We start from the raw sequence: 15762 nt of genomic DNA, 5'->3' as shown, positions 1-15762 counted from the left end.
CGACGCCGTCGCCGGGGCCGCCGTGATGGGGGCCGGCTACCTCGCGGCCCGCGCCCTGCCCGACGGGATCGTCGGGGTCGCCGGGATCACCGGATTCCGTGCGTCCGCGGGATCGGCCGCGTCCGCCGAGCCCGCCCCGCACACCACCCGAACAGCCGGTTTCCACGGTAAGTCCACGATTGTCAGTGGCGGATGGGACACTTCCGCGGGTGAGCTCCTACCCGTCCAGCGGTCAGCCGCCGCAGACCCCGCCGCGGTCCCCCGGGCCGACGGCGCAGCCGGCGGCATGGCAGGCCACGCAGCAGACGACGCCCCCGAAGACTCTGCGGCAGCGGCTCGCTGATCTGCGCGGCCCCGACGTCGCACCCCGCCCCCTCGACGCCCGGGCGTTGGCGGCCCTCGCCGCCAACCCCGGCTGCGGCAGACGCGCCCTGCTCGACGGCGCCGGCGTGGACAAGACCGTGCTCGCGGCGGCCCTCGGCTCCCCCGCGGCCTTCGGCCAGTCGCAGTTCGCCATCGTGCGCGGCAACTCCTTCGAGGCCAAGGTCAAGGGCGACGGCGGAGCCGAACTCCTGCGGCTGGTGTACGAGCACCTCGGCGCAGGGTTCGATGACGCGGGGCCCGGCGGCGCGGCCGGCCCGCCCGGACCGGACGCCCTCACCCCCGACCTCACCGCCGCCGGCCCCCAGGGCCGGGCCGCCCGCACCGCGCTGGCGCTGCGCGAGGCGACCGCCGCCGGGGCCTGGACCCTGCTGGACCACCCCATGCTCGCGCTGGAGGTGGCCGGCTCCCCCGCCTACCTGGAGCCGGACGCCGTCGTCGTGCACCCCGACGGGCGCTGGACCGTGGTGGAGATCAAGTCGTTCCCGATGATCGACGGGTCCGCCGACGCCGCGAAGGTGGGCGCCGCCGCCCGCCAGGCCGCCGTGTACGTCCTGGCCCTGGAGGCGACCGCCGCGAAGGTGGCCGGCGCCGAGGTCGGGCACACCGTGCTGCTCGTCTGCCCCAAGGACTTCTCCAACCTGCCCACCGCCGCCCCCGTCGACATCCGCCGCGAGCGCTCCGTGACCCGGCGCCAGCTGGAGCGGCTCACCCGGGTCGAGGAACTCGCCGGGAAGCTACCCGCGGGCCTCACCTTCGATCCCGCGTGCTCCGCCGAGGAGCTGACCGCGGCCGTGTCGGCCGTGTCCGCCGCCTACGCCCCCGAGTGCCTGGCCGCCTGCGAGCTGGCCTTCCACTGCCGGGACCGGGCGCGCGGGGCCGACGAGGTGACCGCGCTCGGCCGCTCGGTACGGGGCGAGCTGGGCGGGCTGACCACGGTCGAGGCCGCCCTCGCGGCGGCCTCGGGTGGCACGTCTCCCGATGACACGGCCTCCGAGGACCCCACCGCGGCCGCGCTGCGGTACGCCGCCCGGCTGCGCGCCGAGGCGCTGGAGCAGGCCCCCGCCCGCATCCGCACGGAGGCCGTCGAATGTCCCTGCTGAACACCCTGGCCCGGCTGGAGGCCGTTCGCGCCGGGCGTGCCCAGCCGCTGGCGACCGTACGGCACCGGCATCTGAGCGAGCGCCCGCTGGTCTTCGTACCGCTGACCACGGCGGGCGAGGCCGGGGCTCCGCTCGGCGCGATGGTCGGCACCGATCCGGACCGGCCGCACGTCCTGGCCATACCGCAGCCGCGCGACCGGGACCTGCGGTGGGAGTTCCTGGCGGAGCTGGCCGGGCACGTGGTCCCGTACATCGAGGGCTACGCGGACGCCGTCGAGCCGGTGGAGCGCACCGAGACCGACCCGGAGACGGGCAAGCGGGTCAAGGTCGAGGCCGAGCTCTGCCTGGACGCGCCGCAGTTGATCGTGCCGAGCCGCGCGGGCATCGAGTACGTCCGGCTGCTGGGGCGGTCCATGCGGTTCCGGCGGACCGCCGAGGAGGATCCCGAGCACCCGTACCCGGCACCCGCGCAGGTGCCGCTGCTGGGGCGCTGGTTCACGCATCTCGCCGAGCGCTCGCGGGTGCCCGGTTCCTCGATGCTGCTGTCCGCGACGGACCTGCTGTCGCGCCACTGGGCGACCGGGCAGAGCAATCTGGAGGACCAGCACCTGGGCGCCCTGCTGGCATGGATCGACCCGCCGGAGGGGGAATCCGGTGCCGAGCGGGCGCTGCGCGCCGAGCTCGAGCGCGACCCGCAGGGCGTACTGCTCGTCCCGCCGGCCGGTCCTGCCACCGATCCGGCCTTCGACAACAAGCTGCTGGCCCCGGCGATCGCGAAGTTCGACGCGGCGCGGGTGGCCGCGGATGCGAGCGGGAACGGCGACGGACGGCGCGCGGCCGCCGAGCAGGCGGTCCGGCGGCTGGTCGTGGAGCAGATGGAGGGCACCTGGCGGGCGGTCTGGGATTCGATCGCCCTGCTGCGCGAGCTGCCCCCCGGTCAGCGCACGGAGGACCGCTGGACCGGTGACCGCTGGTCGTACACCGGCCACCGGGACCGGGTCCGGGCGGGCGAGGGCCCGCAGCCGCGCCGCGACGACGCGGTGACGGCCGCGCGCAAGCTCGCGGCGCGGGAGACCGAGCAGGTGCGGCTCGAAGCCCAGGAGGCGCTGGACGACCTGCTGGTGATGGCGGGGCGGCGGCTCGCGGGCGAGGCCTTCGCCGGGGAGGTCACCGAAGTGGTCATGGAGTGGACGGAGTCGAAGCGGCCGAGCCCGCGCCCGCTGGTGTGGGTGGCCACGGAGGACCGGCCGCAGCTCACGGAGGACGGCGGGGGCGGCGGCCCGAAGATGTACCGCTCCCTCGACGGACGTCCGCAGAGCGCGCAGTTCGTGCGCCGGGAGGAGGACGGCCGGCTCGTGCTGCGCGTCCTCGACAAGATGGGCCGCGGCAAGGACCCGGAGCCGGGCTCGGTGCCGGAGAAGGGCGACCGGGTGTGCTGGACGCTGTTCGAGCACGATGCGCGCGGCGGCCCGAAGCTGCCGGACGCCGAACAGACCCCGTGGACCCACGGCGGGCCGCCCCCGCACCTGACCGGTGGCGCCCCCGCGCTGCCGCTGCCCGACCCCGTGACCGGCGAGGACCTCCTGTGAGCACCGCGAGCACCGCTTTCGATCCGGGCGCGGCCGCCGGCCGGGCCACCGACGCCATCCTGCGCGACACCCTGCACGGCGGGGCCCGGGGCGTGGTCGTCGATTCCCCGCCCGGGGCCGGGAAGTCCACGCTGGTGGTGCGGGCGGCCCGGGACCTGGCGGCAGCCGGGCGCCGGCTGATGGTGGTCGCGCAGACCAACGCCCAGGTCGACGACCTGGTGCTGCGGCTGCACGCGAAGGATCCCGAGCTGAAGGTGGGCCGGCTGCACAGCAGCGAGGGCGACGCCTACGATCCGGCCCTGCGCGAGCTGGACTCGGTGGTCCTCTCGGCGAAGCCGGGGGACCTCGCGGGGCTGCCCATCACCATCTCGACGGCGGCCAAGTGGGCGTGGGTCAAGGACGTGGAGCCCTGGGAGCACGCCATCGTGGACGAGGCGTACCAGATGCGCTCGGACGCGCTGCTGGCCGTGGCCGGGCTGTTCGACCGGGCGCTGTTCGTGGGCGACCCGGGGCAGCTCGACCCCTTCAGCGTGGTCGGCGCCGAGCAGTGGGCGGGCCTGTCCTACGACCCCTCCGCCTCCGCGGTGTCCACCCTGCTCGCGCACAACCCGGACCTGCCGCAGCACCGGCTGCCGGTGTCCTGGCGGCTGCCGGCTTCGGCCGCGCCGCTGGTCTCCCGCGCGTTCTACCCGTACACGCAGTTCCGCAGCGGTACGGGCCCGGGCGAGCGGCGGATGTCCTACGGGGTCGCGGGCGACGGCTCAGGCCCCGACCGGGTCCTGGACGAGGCCGCCGAGTCGGGGTGGGGGCTGCTGGAACTGCCGGCCCGGCACACCCCGCGCACCGACCCGGAGGCGGTGCGCGCGGTGGCCCTGGTGGTGCGCCGGGCGCTGGACCGGGGTGCGGTGACGGCGGACGAGCAGGCGGGCGGCCCGTCCCCGCTGACGGCGGACCGGATCGCGGTGGGCACCGCGCACCGGGACCAGGCGGCGGCGGTCCGGGCGGCGCTGTCCGCGCTCGGGGTCACGGGGGTCACCGTGGACACGGCCAACCGGCTGCAGGGCCGCGAGTACGACCTCACGGTGGTCCTGCACCCCCTGTCGGGCCGCCCGGACGCGACCGCCTTCCACCTGGAGACGGGCCGGCTGTGCGTCCTGGCCTCACGGCACCGGCACGCCTGCGTGGTGGTGGCCCGGGCGGGGATAGCGGACCTGCTGGACGCCCACCCGTCCTCGGAGCCGGTGCAGTTGGGCGTGACCATGAAGTTCCCGGACGGCTGGGAGGCCAACCACTCGGTACTGGCCCACCTGGCGGAGCACCGGGTGGTCTGGAGGCCGTAGCCGGCCATCGGGTCTCCTGCCGGCCTTGGCCCTGCCATCGGGTCTCCTGCCGGCCGTAGCCCGGCCATCGGGTCTCCTGCCGGCCGTAGCCCGGCGGTTCAGCGGGTCTTGCGCTCCACGCCGAGGCGGGTGCGCAGCAGTTCGCCCACCTCGGCGAAGGTGCGCAGCTGCTCCGGGGTCAGGATGTCGATCAGGTGGCGGCGTACCGATTCCACGTGGAGCGGGGCGGCCGTCATGATCGTGGTGATCCCCTGCTCGGTGAGCACCACTTCGGCGCCGCGCCCGTCGTCGGCCACCTCTTCGCGGCGGACGATGCCCCGCTGCTCCATCCGGGTGAGCTGGTGGGAGAGCCGGCTGCGGGACCACTGCATGAGGACGGCGAGGGCGCTGATGCGCATGCGGTGGCCGTCGGTGGAGCCGAGCACGGACAGGACGTCGTAGTCGGCTTCGGAGAGCCCGCTGTCCTGGGTCAGATCGCGCGCGATATCGGCGTTGACCAGCGGGAACATCCGCCGCCAGGCGTACCAGGCCTGCTGTTCGGACTCGCTGAGCCAGCGAGGGCCGGCGTCGCCCTCGCTTCCACTCCCGTTGTCGGTCATGGTCGAAGTCTAGACCGGTACGTGACATGTCATCTACCTAGTTGACACGTCACCCACCCTCAGGCTCTCATAGGTGACACGTCAACAAAACCGCCCCGGCCGCGAGGAGCCCACCGTGAACGCCCGCCCGATCCGCCTGCACGTCGTCTCCGCCTCCGTCCGCCCCACCTCCGCCGCCCGCCCCCTGGCCCGCTGGGCCGCCGACCGGGCGCGCGGGCACGGACGCTTCGAGGTCACCCCCGTCGACCTCGCCGAGATCGCCCTGCCCTTCCTGGACGAGCCCGAATGCGCCTCCACCGGGATCTACGCCCACCCCCACACCCGCGCATGGAGCGCGCTGGTCGACTCCGCCGACGCCTTCCTCTTCGTCCTGCCGATGTACAACCGCGGCTTCTCCGCCCCGTTCAAGAACGCCATCGACTTCCTCCACCGCGAATGGCAGGGCAAGCCGGCCGGGCTGCTCTCCTACAGCGCCGGCGGCTCCGGCGGCGCCCCGGCCGGGCAGATGCTGCGGCCGGTGCTGGAAGCCGTCGGCATGGTGCCGACCGGGGCCTCGGTGGCCGTCCCGGGCATCACCGGGCTGGTCACGGCCGACGGGTTCCGGGCCCCGGAGGGCCTCGCGGGCGAGCTCGCGGCCGTACTGGACGAGCTCGCCGCCCTCACGAGGACGCCGGTCAGCGCGTGACGAGGGCCCCCGTCAGGTGGTCGTACGCGGCGTGCGCGTGCAGCCGTACGCCCGTGATCAGGGTGTCGTCGTCGGCGTAGAAGGCGGGGTGGTGGTTGCCCACCAGGCCCCGGCCCCCGGGCACGGCCACGGGTTCGCCGCTCGCCGGGTCCAGTGCGGTGTCCTGGACCCCGAGCATCACGTACAGCCCGCCGAAGCGGGTGATGAGTTCGGAGACGTCGTCGTAGCCGAGCGTGCCGCCGACCTCCACCACCCGCTCCGTGCCCGCGACCCGGCGCAGGGTGGGCAGCGCGGCCTCGACCCAGTCCGCTTCGTTGCGCACGGCGGGCACGTCCTGGAGCAGCTCGACGGCCGCCGAGGCCCCGTACGCCTCGGCCGTGTGCTCGGCCAGCACCGTCAGGCGGCGCTTGACCTCGGCCATGTCCCGCTCCTCGGCGCAGCGGATCGTGCCCCACAGGGTGACCGTTTCACCGATGACGTTGTACCGGCCGACGTCCTCGATGTGGCCGATGGAGACGGTGACCGGGGAGAACGCCGACACCTGCCGGTAGAGCTGGCCGATCCCGGTCAGCAGGGCCCCGACGGCGGGCATCGGGTCGACTCCGTACCAGGGCGAGGACGCGTGGGACTGCCGGCCGGTGACGGTGATCCGGACCAGGCAGGAGGCCCCGTACATCGGGCCGGACTTGTAGCCCACCCAGCCCTTGGGGTGCGGGGTGACGTGCATGCCGAAGGCCATCGTGGGGACGGGATCCGCGAAGGCGCCCTCGGCCACCATCAGGCGCGCCCCGCCCTCCTCGCCGACCGGCGGGCCCTCCTCGGCGGGCTGGAACACGAACAGCACGGTTCCGGGCAGTTGCTCCCTCACCCGTACGTCGGCCAGTGCGCGCGCGGCTCCGAGGAGCATCGCGGTGTGGCAGTCGTGGCCGCAGGCGTGCGAGGCCCCGCCGGTGGCGGCGAAGTCCGCGCCGCAGCGGTCGGGGACGGGCAGCGCGTCCATGTCGGCCCGCAGCGCCGCCACCCGGTCTCCGGGCCGGCCGCCGCGCAGCACCCCGACCACCCCGTGCCCGGCGATGCCTGTCCGCACCTCGTCCAGTCCGAACCCGGTGAGCTCCCCCGCCACGAGCCGCGCGGTGGCGGCCTCGCGGTTCGGCAGCTCCGGATTTCGGTGGAGGTGACGGCGCCAGCCGATCACCTGCTCGATGCCCTCGTCGCAGAGCTTGTCCAGCGTCTCGTGCACACCATCGGTCATACGCACGTTCTAGCCCATGCGCCGGGGCCCTCGGGCGCCCTTGCGCGAAGCTGGACAATGGACGGTGGCCCGGAAGCTTTTCGACCGGGAGCTTTCCCTTCACGCCCACGTCCACGTCCACGTCCAGCAGGAGGACACGCATGGCAGAGCCCGAGCGGACCGAGCGGAGGCTGCGGCCCGCGCAGTTGCTCTTCGAGCCGTCGGAGACCGTCACGGACCCGGAGCACTTCTTCGACCTCGAATCGATCGACGACCCGCGGGAACTGCTGGCCCGGGCGACGGAGCTGACCCTGGCCTTCCGTGCCGCCCAGGAGCGGGCGGTGGAGTTCCAGGCGGTGGCGGCGGCGCAGCTCGCGGATCCCCGGCGGTTCGACCGGCTGTCGGCGGCGACGATCGCGGAGCAGGCGGAGTGGACCGAGGACTACGCCCACAAGATGATCGAGTTCGGCGAGTCCCTGCTGCGCGGAACCGGTCCCGAGGGAGCCTGAGGGCGCGCCCGGTCACGACGCCCGGCCTCGACCCCTGGCATATGCGGGGCGCAACATACCCCAGTCCCACCCGGCCTGTCCCGGTTTCTCGTAACTCCCGGAGATCGGTTCGCTACCCCGGGTAGACCTGAACGCATGACGACCCTGACCGGCTGCCCCGCGCTCGACCTGCGGACGACGACCGCCTCCGCGACCCACGTCACCCCGGCCGGCGCAGCCTGGCTGGCCTCGGCCTCCGCCCAGCCCGGAGGCACGCTGGCCGCCTGGCAGGCCCGGCCCACCGCGCCTGCCGTGCTGCCCTGCGGGACCGCCTTCGACGTCGTCAACGTCCCCCTCGTCCTCGGGCGCCGGATGCTCGACCTGCTCTGGGCCGAGGGCCCCGGCTCCGGACCGGCCGCCGTGCACCGCGGGCGGACCCTGCTCTTCGCCGCCCCCGGCACCGCCCACCGGCTCCCGGCCCTGCTGGCCTGGGAGGAGTGGAGCACTCCCGTGCCCGCCCCGCTCTGCCACGGCCGCGGCGACGCCGTCACCGTGCCCCCGCTGGCCGGCGAGGCGGGGCCCTCGCGCTGGCTCGTGGCCCCCGACGCCCGGCTGCCGTGGCTGCCCGGGCCGGAGGCGCTGCTGTGGGCGTTCGTCCGTGCCACCCGAGCTGCGGATATCGATTTTTCCGATCGCCGCCCGGGGTGCTAATGTCTTCCTCGTCACCAAGCGCCGCTAGCTCAGTTGGTTAGAGCAGCTGACTCTTAATCAGCGGGTCCGGGGTTCGAGTCCCTGGCGGCGCACAGACGGAGAAAGACCCCCACGCGAGTGGGGGTCTTTTTCGTGTCGGGGGTCCCGCGCCCCGCCTACGGTTCCCGGCGCTACTCCCGCGTGATCTTCACCGTGTACGCGCCCGACTGTGTGCGGTCCGCCACCTCCACGGTGATCCCCTCGCCCGGGACGGTGAAGGTCTCCCCCAGCTCCAGCGGGGCGTCCGCCAGCGGTGGGTACACCGAGCGGTCCCAGCAGGCCTCGGTGCCGGGGTGCGCGTCCACGACCTCGATCGGCCCGCCCCCGGAGGCCGCCTCGTTGCGGACCCGGTAGATGAGCACCCCCTCGGTGCAGGTGTCCCCGTCGTTGCCGGCGGAGCCCCGCGCCTCGACGGCGATCGCGCTGCCGGCGCCCGTACGGACCACCGCGAGCCGGGTGCCGCCCGTACCGCCCGGGCGCGGGGCCTCGGACAGCGGCTGGAGGGTGTGCAGGGAGGAGCCGGCTCCCACGCAGTCCACCTGGGAGGCGTCCAGCCAGCCGAGCTTCCACTTCTGCCAGGCGAAGAGGTCCGGAGCCATGCCGAACTGGCTGCCCATGACGTCCCAGTCCCCGACGTAGGTGTCCCAGTCGCCCTTGCCGTCCGAGGGGCGGTGGTAGAGGTCCGGCAGGTCGAAGACGTGTCCGGTCTCGTGGGCCAGCACGTTGCGGTCCGGCGGGTGCTTCTCGAAGACCGTGACGATGCGGCGCAGGTCGGTGCCGTCCGCCCGGATCGGCTGCTCGAAGTTGACGACCTTGGTGGCATCGGAGTCGACGCCGGGCGCCTCCGGGTCGGCGACGAAGTAGACGACGTCGTACCGGCCGAAGTCCACCACCGGGTCGGCCCCGGCCACCGCGTCGCGCAGGTAGGCGGCCCGGTCCGCCGGGGCCCAGTCGCGCTGTATGCCGTAGGCGGCGGACGGCTTCGGCATCTGGATCCACTGCTTCTGCGGGTGCGGGACCAGGCGGAAGCGGCCGTAGGAGGCCCGCTCGAAGAACTCGCTGGTCGCCGGGAAGTAGTCGGCGGTGAGTTCCTCGGTGGTCAGGGCGGGCCGGTGGTCGGGGAAGGAGAGGAAGACCATGACCGCGTTGAGGGTGCGCTCGGGCTTCGGGTAGGCGCCGTTCCAGCTGTCGAGGCCCAGGGAGTGGTGGGCCGCGGTACGGGTCAGCGCGCAGGGTCCGGCTCCGGGGGCGGCGACCGCGGGTCCCGCGACGAGCGACATGGCGGCGAGCGCCGTCAGGGAAGTGAGCGCCGCCGCCGTGGTTCGCATGCGGGAGCGGTCCACTCCCCCGGGTGTCTGCTGTCGCGGCACATCGACCTCCGGTGGTGGATTAGTACCTCTTCATCCACCTTGGGGCGATTGTCTTACTAATGCCCTGTTCCGCTGCCCCACACGAGTGAGCACTAGGGCAAGCCGGTGACGCCGGGTTTCGCACATTCGCCTACGGAAAGTCACGACCGATCAGGTCGGGTCAGCGGTGGGCGCCGGATGCTCACAGCCGTGCGGAAACGATCATTCGCCGTCACGTCGACGAACCGTCATCACGCTGAACTCCCGCGCCCCGCACGGCGTCGCCGCTGGATAGGGCCGTCCGGGAGCCTCTATGATCGGCACACTTTCCTGCACGGACACTCACACGCACTGCGGGAGCCAACGGTGAGCGGAACCCCAGACGGAACCGGTTCGGCGGCCGACAGCATCCGACCGGCCATGACGCAGCGTCACCCGGCAACGCCGGCGACGACGGCAACCCCGGACCGCGCCGACCACCAAGCCGAATACGAGGCCGGCCACCAGGCCGACTACCGGGCCGACTACCGGGCCGCCTTCAACGCGGCCCACCTCCCCATGGCCGTCGTCGACCGCACCGGTCACATCTCCGCCGCCAACCAGGCCCTCGCCGCACTCCTCGGCGCCGAGCCCCACGTCCTCACCGGCCAGTCCGCCGCCGACCTGGTGGACCTGGCCTCCGAGGCCCGCACCTGGCACGCCTACCAGGAGGTGCTGCGCGGCCGGCAGGCCCGGCTCCGCTGCACCCGCCGGCTCAAGCACCCCGACGGCCACTCGCTGTGGACCGAGATCACCCTCGGCCCCGTACCGGGCACCGGTGACGTCCTGCTCTCCGTCGCCGACATCAGCGACCGGCGCGACCTCCAGGCCCGGCTGCGCCACCTCCAGATGCACGATCCGGTGACCCGGCTGCCCAACCGGGCGCTGTTCTTCGAGCGGCTCTCCGCCGCCCTGGAGGCCTCCTCGTACGGGCAGAGCGGTACGGGCCGCATCGGGCTCTGCTACTTGGACCTCGACGGATTCAAGGCCGTCAACGACACCCTCGGCCACCGCGTCGGCGACCGGCTGCTGACCGCCGTCGCCGGGCGGCTCACCCAGTGCGCCGACCAGTCCGGTTACGGGCGCACCGGCGGCCACCTGGTGGCCCGGCTCGGCGGCGACGAGTTCGCCCTGCTGGTGGAGGAGTCCACCGGCACCGAGCAGCTCGCGGACCTGGCGCGGAGCGTCCTGGCAGCCGTACAGGAGCCCTTCGACCTGGCCGGTCAGCGGCTGTCGGTCTCCGCGTCGATCGGCGTGGTGGAGCGGGCGTCCGCCGGGACCTCGGCGACCGGCCTGATGCAGGCCGCGGACACGACCCTCTACTGGGCCAAGGCGGACGGCAAGGCCCGCTGGACCCTCTTCGACCCGGAGCGCAACGCGCACCGGATGACCCGCCAGGCCCTGTCCTCGACGCTGCGGCCGGCCGTGGAACGCGGCGAGTTCAACGTGGAGTACCAGCCGCTCGTGGACCTGGAGAGCGGGGCGGTGCGCGGGGTGGAGGCCCTGGTGCGCTGGAACCACCCGCAGTTCGGCACGCTGACGCCGAATCGGTTCATCGGAATTGCCGAAGAGGACGGATCCATCGTCCAGTTGGGCCGCTGGGTCCTCCAGACCGCCTGCCGCCAAGCCCGGCGCTGGCAGATCGAGCAGCCCAGCGACTCCCCCGTCTTCGTCTCCGTCAACGTGGCCGTCCGCCAGGTCTGGGACTCCGACCTCGTCGGCGACGTCGCCGAGATCCTCGCGGAGACAGGCCTGGCCCCCCAGCTCCTCCAGCTCGAACTGACGGAGTCGGCCGTCATGGGCTCGGCGGGCCGCCCGCTCCAGGCCCTCCAGGCACTGAGCGACATGGGGGTGCGGATCGCCATCGACGATTTCGGCACCGGCTACTCGAACCTCGCCTACCTCAGCCGCCTGCCCGTCTCCGTCCTCAAGCTGGACGGCTCCTTCGTCCGCGGCTTCCGCTACGAGGAGGGCTCCCACCCGAACCCGGCCGACGAGACCATCGTCGAAGCCCTGGTGCAGCTCGCGCACCGGCTCGGCCTGACGGTGACCGCCGAATGCGTGGAGACCGCCGGCCAGGCGGCCCGCCTGAAGCGCGTCGGCTGCGACACCGGCCAGGGCTGGCTGTACTCCCGCGCGGTGGCGCCGGAGGCGATCGCAGCCATCATCAGCCGGCAAGCGGCTGCCGCCGTGGGAGCAGGTACGGACCCCGGGCAGCCGGAGGGGCCCGCCCCGCACCCCGAGGTCTGAGTCACAGACTCCGGACGAAGGCTCCGAACGCCTCGGAGGCAACCGTGAAAGCGGGGCCGTCGGGGCGCTTGGAGTCCCGGACTGCTACGCGGCAGGGCTGGGCGGCGACCTCGACGCACTCGCCGCCACTGGAGCCGCTGTACGAGGCCTTGCGCCAGGCTGCCGTGCCGAGGGGGGCGCACTCGACGCAGTCGCCGCCGGTCCCACCGCTGTAGGTGGACTTACGCCACTGCGCGCCCGTCAGGTCTTGCGTGGTCCCCATAACGTTCCTCCCGTACGCGAGCAATCAACGCCGCCGAATCCTCCACAGAGAGCGCCGCGGCCTGCAGATGATCGTAGCGATGAGCACAGTCGCCGACGGTTTCGGGATTGGCTGTCACGTGGGCCGACCCATAACTCTCGGCGTAGACGATATCCGGGTCTCCATCGAACCGAAGGACATTGAACGCACCTACGGTGGCCGGGTGTTGTCCTGCGCTGAACGGGAGAATCTGGATCCCCACCTCACGCCGAAACTGGAACTCCAGCAGTCGGTCCAGCTGCTCACGCATTATTTCGCGGCCGCCGAACGGACGGTGCAGCACGGCCTCATCCAGAACTACCCAGACAAGGGGCGGGCGCTCCCTTTGCAGGATGCGCTGACGCTCCATCCTCGCGGCCACCGCCTCATCGAGTTTCTCGCCCCACCCCGCCTGGAGGACAGCCCGCGCATACGCCTCGGTCTGCAAGAGCCCGTAGACCAACTGCGGCTGGAACGAGGAGATGTGCGTCGCCCGCACCTCCATCTCGGCGTAAGCCTGGAACCAGCTCGGCAACTGGCTCCGCAGGACAAGCCCCACGAGACGGGAGAAGTGCCCGTCCGTACCCAGCGCAGCGTCGAGCCGTTCCGAGAAGTCCCGGGTCGGCACCTTCTTGGTCGTCTCCACCTGTCCGATCAGGGAGGCGGTGCAGAAGATGATGTCGCCCAACTGCTGCTGCTTCAGGCCCGCGGCCTCCCGTAGGCGGCGGAGTTCGTAGCCGTAGTAGTCCAGCGGCGAGGCGCTGGGGTCGAGGTCGCGGATGTTGACCATGGGATGGTCACCCCCATGCGGATGCGTGCGGATCCAACTCGTCGCCGAGCGTAGCGACCTGCGCACGGTCCGGTACGGGGAATCCCGCAACCATGTCACACAGCAGCCCCCGCACCCTGGGAGGGGAGTGCGGGGGCTGCCGGTCGCTCGGCGCGGGGTGGGGGGATCAGCAGGCGCCGAGGTCCTTCCAGACACCCCATTCACCGGTGGTGCCGGGCACCTCGTTCTGCGTCCACCACTGGGCCTTGTACTTGCGGCCGTTGTGCGAGACCTCGTTGCCGCCGGTGTAGATCGTTCCCGCGACGTACGCCGGGGTCGAACCGCAGCCGGTGGGCGGAGTCGTCGTCGGAGGCGTCGTGGTCGGCGGGGTCGTGGTCGGCGGAACGGTGGTCGGAGGCGTGGTGACCGGAGGCTGCGTGGTGCCGCCCAGGGAGTCCGAGATCTGGTTCAGCAGGGTCGCGTTGGCGTCCAGGCCGAGCAGGGAGTACATCATCGCGCCGGCCAGGCCGCGCTGCTTGCCGTAGTCGACCCGGGCCTGGATGGACTTCTGGTTCAGGCCGGTGAAGAACTCGCCGTCCTTGTAGAAGTACGAGGCCTTGGCCTGGTCGTCCCAGAAGGTGGTCGCCGGGTTGTCGACGATGCCGCCGAGCTCCTTGTAGAGCGCGATGCCGGCCTGCTGGCTGGTCGGACGGGCGGCGGAGGCCAGGGTGGCGGGCTGGGCGAGACCGTTGGTGGTGCCGGGCTGCACGCCCTTCCAGCCGCGGTAGTAGAACTCGTAGCCCAGGACCAGCTTGTTGGCGGGGAAGCCGCCGGTGATGCCGTAGGCCGCGTTGCCGTCGATCCAGGAGTCGATGGCGTTCTTGATGCTGTACTTCTCGGTGCCCGGGGCGATCGGGTCGGTCGGGTCGGCCGACGAGGGCAGCAGCGGGGACTGGTGGTACGTCGGGCCGTCCGAGTCCCAGGCGCCGTGCATGTCGTACGTCATGATGTTCGCGTAGTCGAGGTACGCGCCGATCTTGTCCGTCTCGATGTACTTGATCTTGTCCTGGCCGGCCGGGAGGGCCGAGGTCAGCAGGTACTTCTTGCCGCCGTTGGCCGCGCCGTGGGCGTCGAGCTGCTCGCGGAACTCCTTGAGCAGGAGCGTGAAGTTCTGCTTGTCCTCGGGGGCGTAGTGGTTGCCGAGGTGGCCGCCCGACGAGCCCGGGTACTCCCAGTCGATGTCGATGCCGTCGAAGATGCCGGCCGCGCTGCCCACGCCGCCGTAGCCGCCCTCGACGGGCAGGTTGCCCTTGATGTACTGGTCGATGCAGGAGGAGACGAGCTTCTTGCGGGAAGCGTCGGTCTTGGCCGCGTCGCTGAAGTACTTCGAGTAGGTCCAGCCACCGAGCGAGATGTTGATCTTCAGGTTCGGGTACTTCGCCTTGAGCTGCTTGAACTGGTTGAACACGCCGACGATCGGCTGGTCCCACTTGTCCGCGACGCCGCTGACGCTGTCGGCCGCGCTGAAGGACTTCTGGTAGTCGGCGTACGAGTCGCCCGCACCGTCACCGGCGTTGGGGTTGTTGTCGTCGCCCGCCGCCTTGTTCGCCTCGAAACAGGTGAGGTTGGTGGGGTGGATGTTGCCGAACGAGTAGTTGATGACGTCCAGCTTGCTCGCTATGCCACGGGTGTCGAGGTGCTTGGGGTAAAAGGCGTTCCCGTACACGGACCACTGGTCGTAGTAGGCGATCTTGACGTTGCCGGCCGAAGCGGTGGTCCCGGCCTCGGCGGCCGAGGCGGAGGTGAGTCCCGCGAAGGCGGCCAGCGTCCCGCCGGCCAGCGCGGCCGTAGCGGCGGCCGCGATGAGGGATTTACGGATGTGCATGAACTGCCTCCGGGGAAGTGGGAGGGGAAGGCAAGACTTCAGGTGGGGATAGTGATAGCGATCACTCCGGTCCCGAGTCAATGGTTTGGACCAAAGAAGGACTAGACCAGTCACGGCCCAGAACCCCACGTCAGCGACGTGGGACCACACCAAAAATCCCCCGCCACCCGTCGTGACGAGCGACTTAAGGCTGCCTTCATTCACCCTCCGGACAGGTTTCAGCAACAAACCAGCCAAACTCCGGATGCCCGCCCGTGCGGGTCCCTCCGGGCTCGCTGTACACCCGTGAACCCTTCCGGACGGGTCCGCGTCGGCGGCAGAATCACCGGATGATCGGCAGCCGGATCACCTCTGTCGAGGAGCCGTGGCCGACCCCGGTCGTCTCGGGCCGAGCAACGACCACTCCTCCGGGGAGGGAGGCACCCGGGGCTGTCTCCCCCCGTTCACATGAACAGGGGGTCGACCGGCGGCCATGGGTAGCCCAGCTGCCCGGCGTCGCTCGAACCTCCCCAGACCTCGGCGACAGCACGGGGGTCACCCGCGGTCAGCCGCGCTGCAAGCCGCTCGGCTTGGTCCGACGGGTCCTCCGCGGAGATCGGGAGGGTGATTCCGAACTGAATCCAGGGCCGATCCGTCTCGGCCCGGTGAGGGGAATGGCCCAGGAGCACGTGGATTCGGTCCGGTTGCTCGCGGAAGGCCCAAACGTCTTCCAGCTCGCACTCCCACCGCAGGAGCCAGTCCTCGTGGCCCCTCAGCCCCTTCTCAAGCAGTCGCGCAACTGCTGCTGCCGGCCATACCCAACTCCGGTCCGCTTCGGCTCGCAGGAGTTCGGCCTCGTACTGACCTGCGGCGAACCGAAGCACCGGCAGGTCGAAGTCCCGATTGGCCAGGTCGCGCCAGCCCGCCCAGAAGACATGCTCCCCGTCACGCCTGACCGTCACGTACAGGGCACCGCAGCACTCCTCCACGCCACACCCCGACCACGCCACACGCGCCTCGTGGGGTGTCGTGGTGGCGCTCAACG

Annotated in this window: 13 protein-coding genes, 1 tRNA gene and 1 pseudogene; 8 read left to right on the top strand and 7 right to left on the bottom strand. The window is 72.1% G+C overall.

Annotated elements, in window-relative coordinates; translation table 11 throughout:
- Positions 1–209: 209 nt before the first annotated feature.
- From ACFWBW_RS15440 to ACFWBW_RS15430, 3 genes are read left to right on the top strand one after another with little or no spacing between them, the layout of a single operon-like run.
- Entirely contained in the window at positions 210–1484 is a 1275-nt protein-coding gene (locus tag ACFWBW_RS15440) for a hypothetical protein (RefSeq protein WP_385372557.1), read from the top strand.
- The gene (locus ACFWBW_RS15435; RefSeq protein WP_385372554.1) at positions 1472–3073 is read left to right on the top strand and encodes a hypothetical protein; all 1602 of its coding nucleotides are present in this window, start codon (positions 1472–1474) and stop codon (positions 3071–3073) included. Before ACFWBW_RS15440 ends, ACFWBW_RS15435 begins: the two co-directional genes overlap by 13 nt.
- Positions 3070–4413 (top strand): AAA domain-containing protein, encoded by a 1344-nt coding sequence (locus tag ACFWBW_RS15430; protein ID WP_385372551.1) that lies wholly within the window; start codon positions 3070–3072, stop codon positions 4411–4413. The genes ACFWBW_RS15435 and ACFWBW_RS15430 overlap by 4 nt, the downstream gene beginning before the upstream one ends.
- Positions 4414–4511: 98 nt before the next feature.
- Here the strand turns inward: ACFWBW_RS15430 and ACFWBW_RS15425 are convergent, their stop codons facing one another.
- Positions 4512–5012: a MarR family winged helix-turn-helix transcriptional regulator gene (locus ACFWBW_RS15425; RefSeq protein ID WP_385372548.1), complete on the bottom strand. Its 501-nt coding sequence runs from the start codon at positions 5010–5012 to the stop codon at positions 4512–4514.
- 73 nt (positions 5013–5085) lie between these two features.
- On the opposite strand from ACFWBW_RS15425, the gene ACFWBW_RS15420 reads away from it, so the two are divergent.
- Complete coding sequence (locus ACFWBW_RS15420; protein ID WP_385372545.1) at positions 5086–5697, top strand: NADPH-dependent FMN reductase; 612 nt, start codon at positions 5086–5088, stop codon at positions 5695–5697.
- Here ACFWBW_RS15420 and ACFWBW_RS15415 read toward each other — a convergent pair.
- Positions 5687–6949 carry a M20 family metallopeptidase gene (locus ACFWBW_RS15415; RefSeq protein WP_385372542.1) on the bottom strand — a complete coding sequence of 421 codons (1263 nt, stop codon included), beginning with the start codon at positions 6947–6949 and terminating at the stop codon, positions 5687–5689. The two genes, ACFWBW_RS15420 and ACFWBW_RS15415, sit on opposite strands and share 11 nt — an antisense overlap.
- Before the next feature lie 140 nt (positions 6950–7089).
- Between ACFWBW_RS15415 and ACFWBW_RS15410 the strand changes: the two genes are divergently transcribed.
- The 3 genes and pseudogenes from ACFWBW_RS15410 to ACFWBW_RS15400 all read left to right on the top strand — a co-directional run bounded on the left by ACFWBW_RS15410 (position 7090) and on the right by ACFWBW_RS15400 (position 8219).
- Positions 7090–7437, top strand: a complete 348-nt coding sequence (locus ACFWBW_RS15410; RefSeq protein WP_385372539.1) for a hypothetical protein — start codon at positions 7090–7092, stop codon at positions 7435–7437.
- Positions 7438–7572: 135 nt separating this feature from the next.
- Positions 7573–8155: pseudogene (locus tag ACFWBW_RS15405) on the top strand (bifunctional DNA primase/polymerase).
- Positions 8146–8219, top strand: a tRNA-Lys gene (locus ACFWBW_RS15400). The pseudogene ACFWBW_RS15405 and the gene ACFWBW_RS15400 overlap by 10 nt, the downstream one beginning before the upstream one ends.
- Before the next feature lie 78 nt (positions 8220–8297).
- On the opposite strand, the gene ACFWBW_RS15395 is transcribed toward ACFWBW_RS15400, so the two are convergent.
- Positions 8298–9536: a M6 family metalloprotease domain-containing protein gene (locus tag ACFWBW_RS15395; RefSeq protein ID WP_385372536.1), complete on the bottom strand. Its 1239-nt coding sequence runs from the start codon at positions 9534–9536 to the stop codon at positions 8298–8300.
- A gap of 399 nt (positions 9537–9935) precedes the next feature.
- Here ACFWBW_RS15395 and ACFWBW_RS15390 point away from each other — a divergent pair, with 399 nt between their 5' ends.
- Positions 9936–11804: a putative bifunctional diguanylate cyclase/phosphodiesterase gene (locus ACFWBW_RS15390; protein ID WP_385372533.1), complete on the top strand. Its 1869-nt coding sequence runs from the start codon at positions 9936–9938 to the stop codon at positions 11802–11804.
- A gap of 1 nt (position 11805) precedes the next feature.
- On the opposite strand, the gene ACFWBW_RS15385 is transcribed toward ACFWBW_RS15390, so the two are convergent.
- The 4 genes from ACFWBW_RS15385 to ACFWBW_RS15370 form a co-directional block, all read right to left on the bottom strand.
- Positions 11806–12066, bottom strand: coding sequence for a DUF397 domain-containing protein (locus ACFWBW_RS15385; RefSeq protein WP_385372530.1), 261 nt, complete (start codon positions 12064–12066; stop codon positions 11806–11808).
- Positions 12026–12874, bottom strand: coding sequence for a Scr1 family TA system antitoxin-like transcriptional regulator (locus ACFWBW_RS15380; RefSeq protein WP_385372527.1), 849 nt, complete (start codon positions 12872–12874; stop codon positions 12026–12028). Before ACFWBW_RS15380 ends, ACFWBW_RS15385 begins: the two co-directional genes overlap by 41 nt.
- A gap of 166 nt (positions 12875–13040) precedes the next feature.
- Positions 13041–14738 carry a glycosyl hydrolase family 18 protein gene (locus ACFWBW_RS15375; protein WP_385372524.1) on the bottom strand — a complete coding sequence of 566 codons (1698 nt, stop codon included), beginning with the start codon at positions 14736–14738 and terminating at the stop codon, positions 13041–13043.
- Positions 14739–15181: 443 nt separating this feature from the next.
- The gene (locus ACFWBW_RS15370; protein ID WP_385372521.1) at positions 15182–15760 is read right to left on the bottom strand and encodes a hypothetical protein; all 579 of its coding nucleotides are present in this window, start codon (positions 15758–15760) and stop codon (positions 15182–15184) included.
- Positions 15761–15762: the final 2 nt, after the last annotated feature.

The organism is Streptomyces sp. NPDC059957, assembly GCF_042730015.1.
GTDB lineage: Bacteria > Actinomycetota > Actinomycetes > Streptomycetales > Streptomycetaceae > Streptomyces.
The sequence above is the reverse complement of the archived record's forward strand: the minus strand, read 5'-3'. Positions and strand labels throughout refer to the sequence as shown.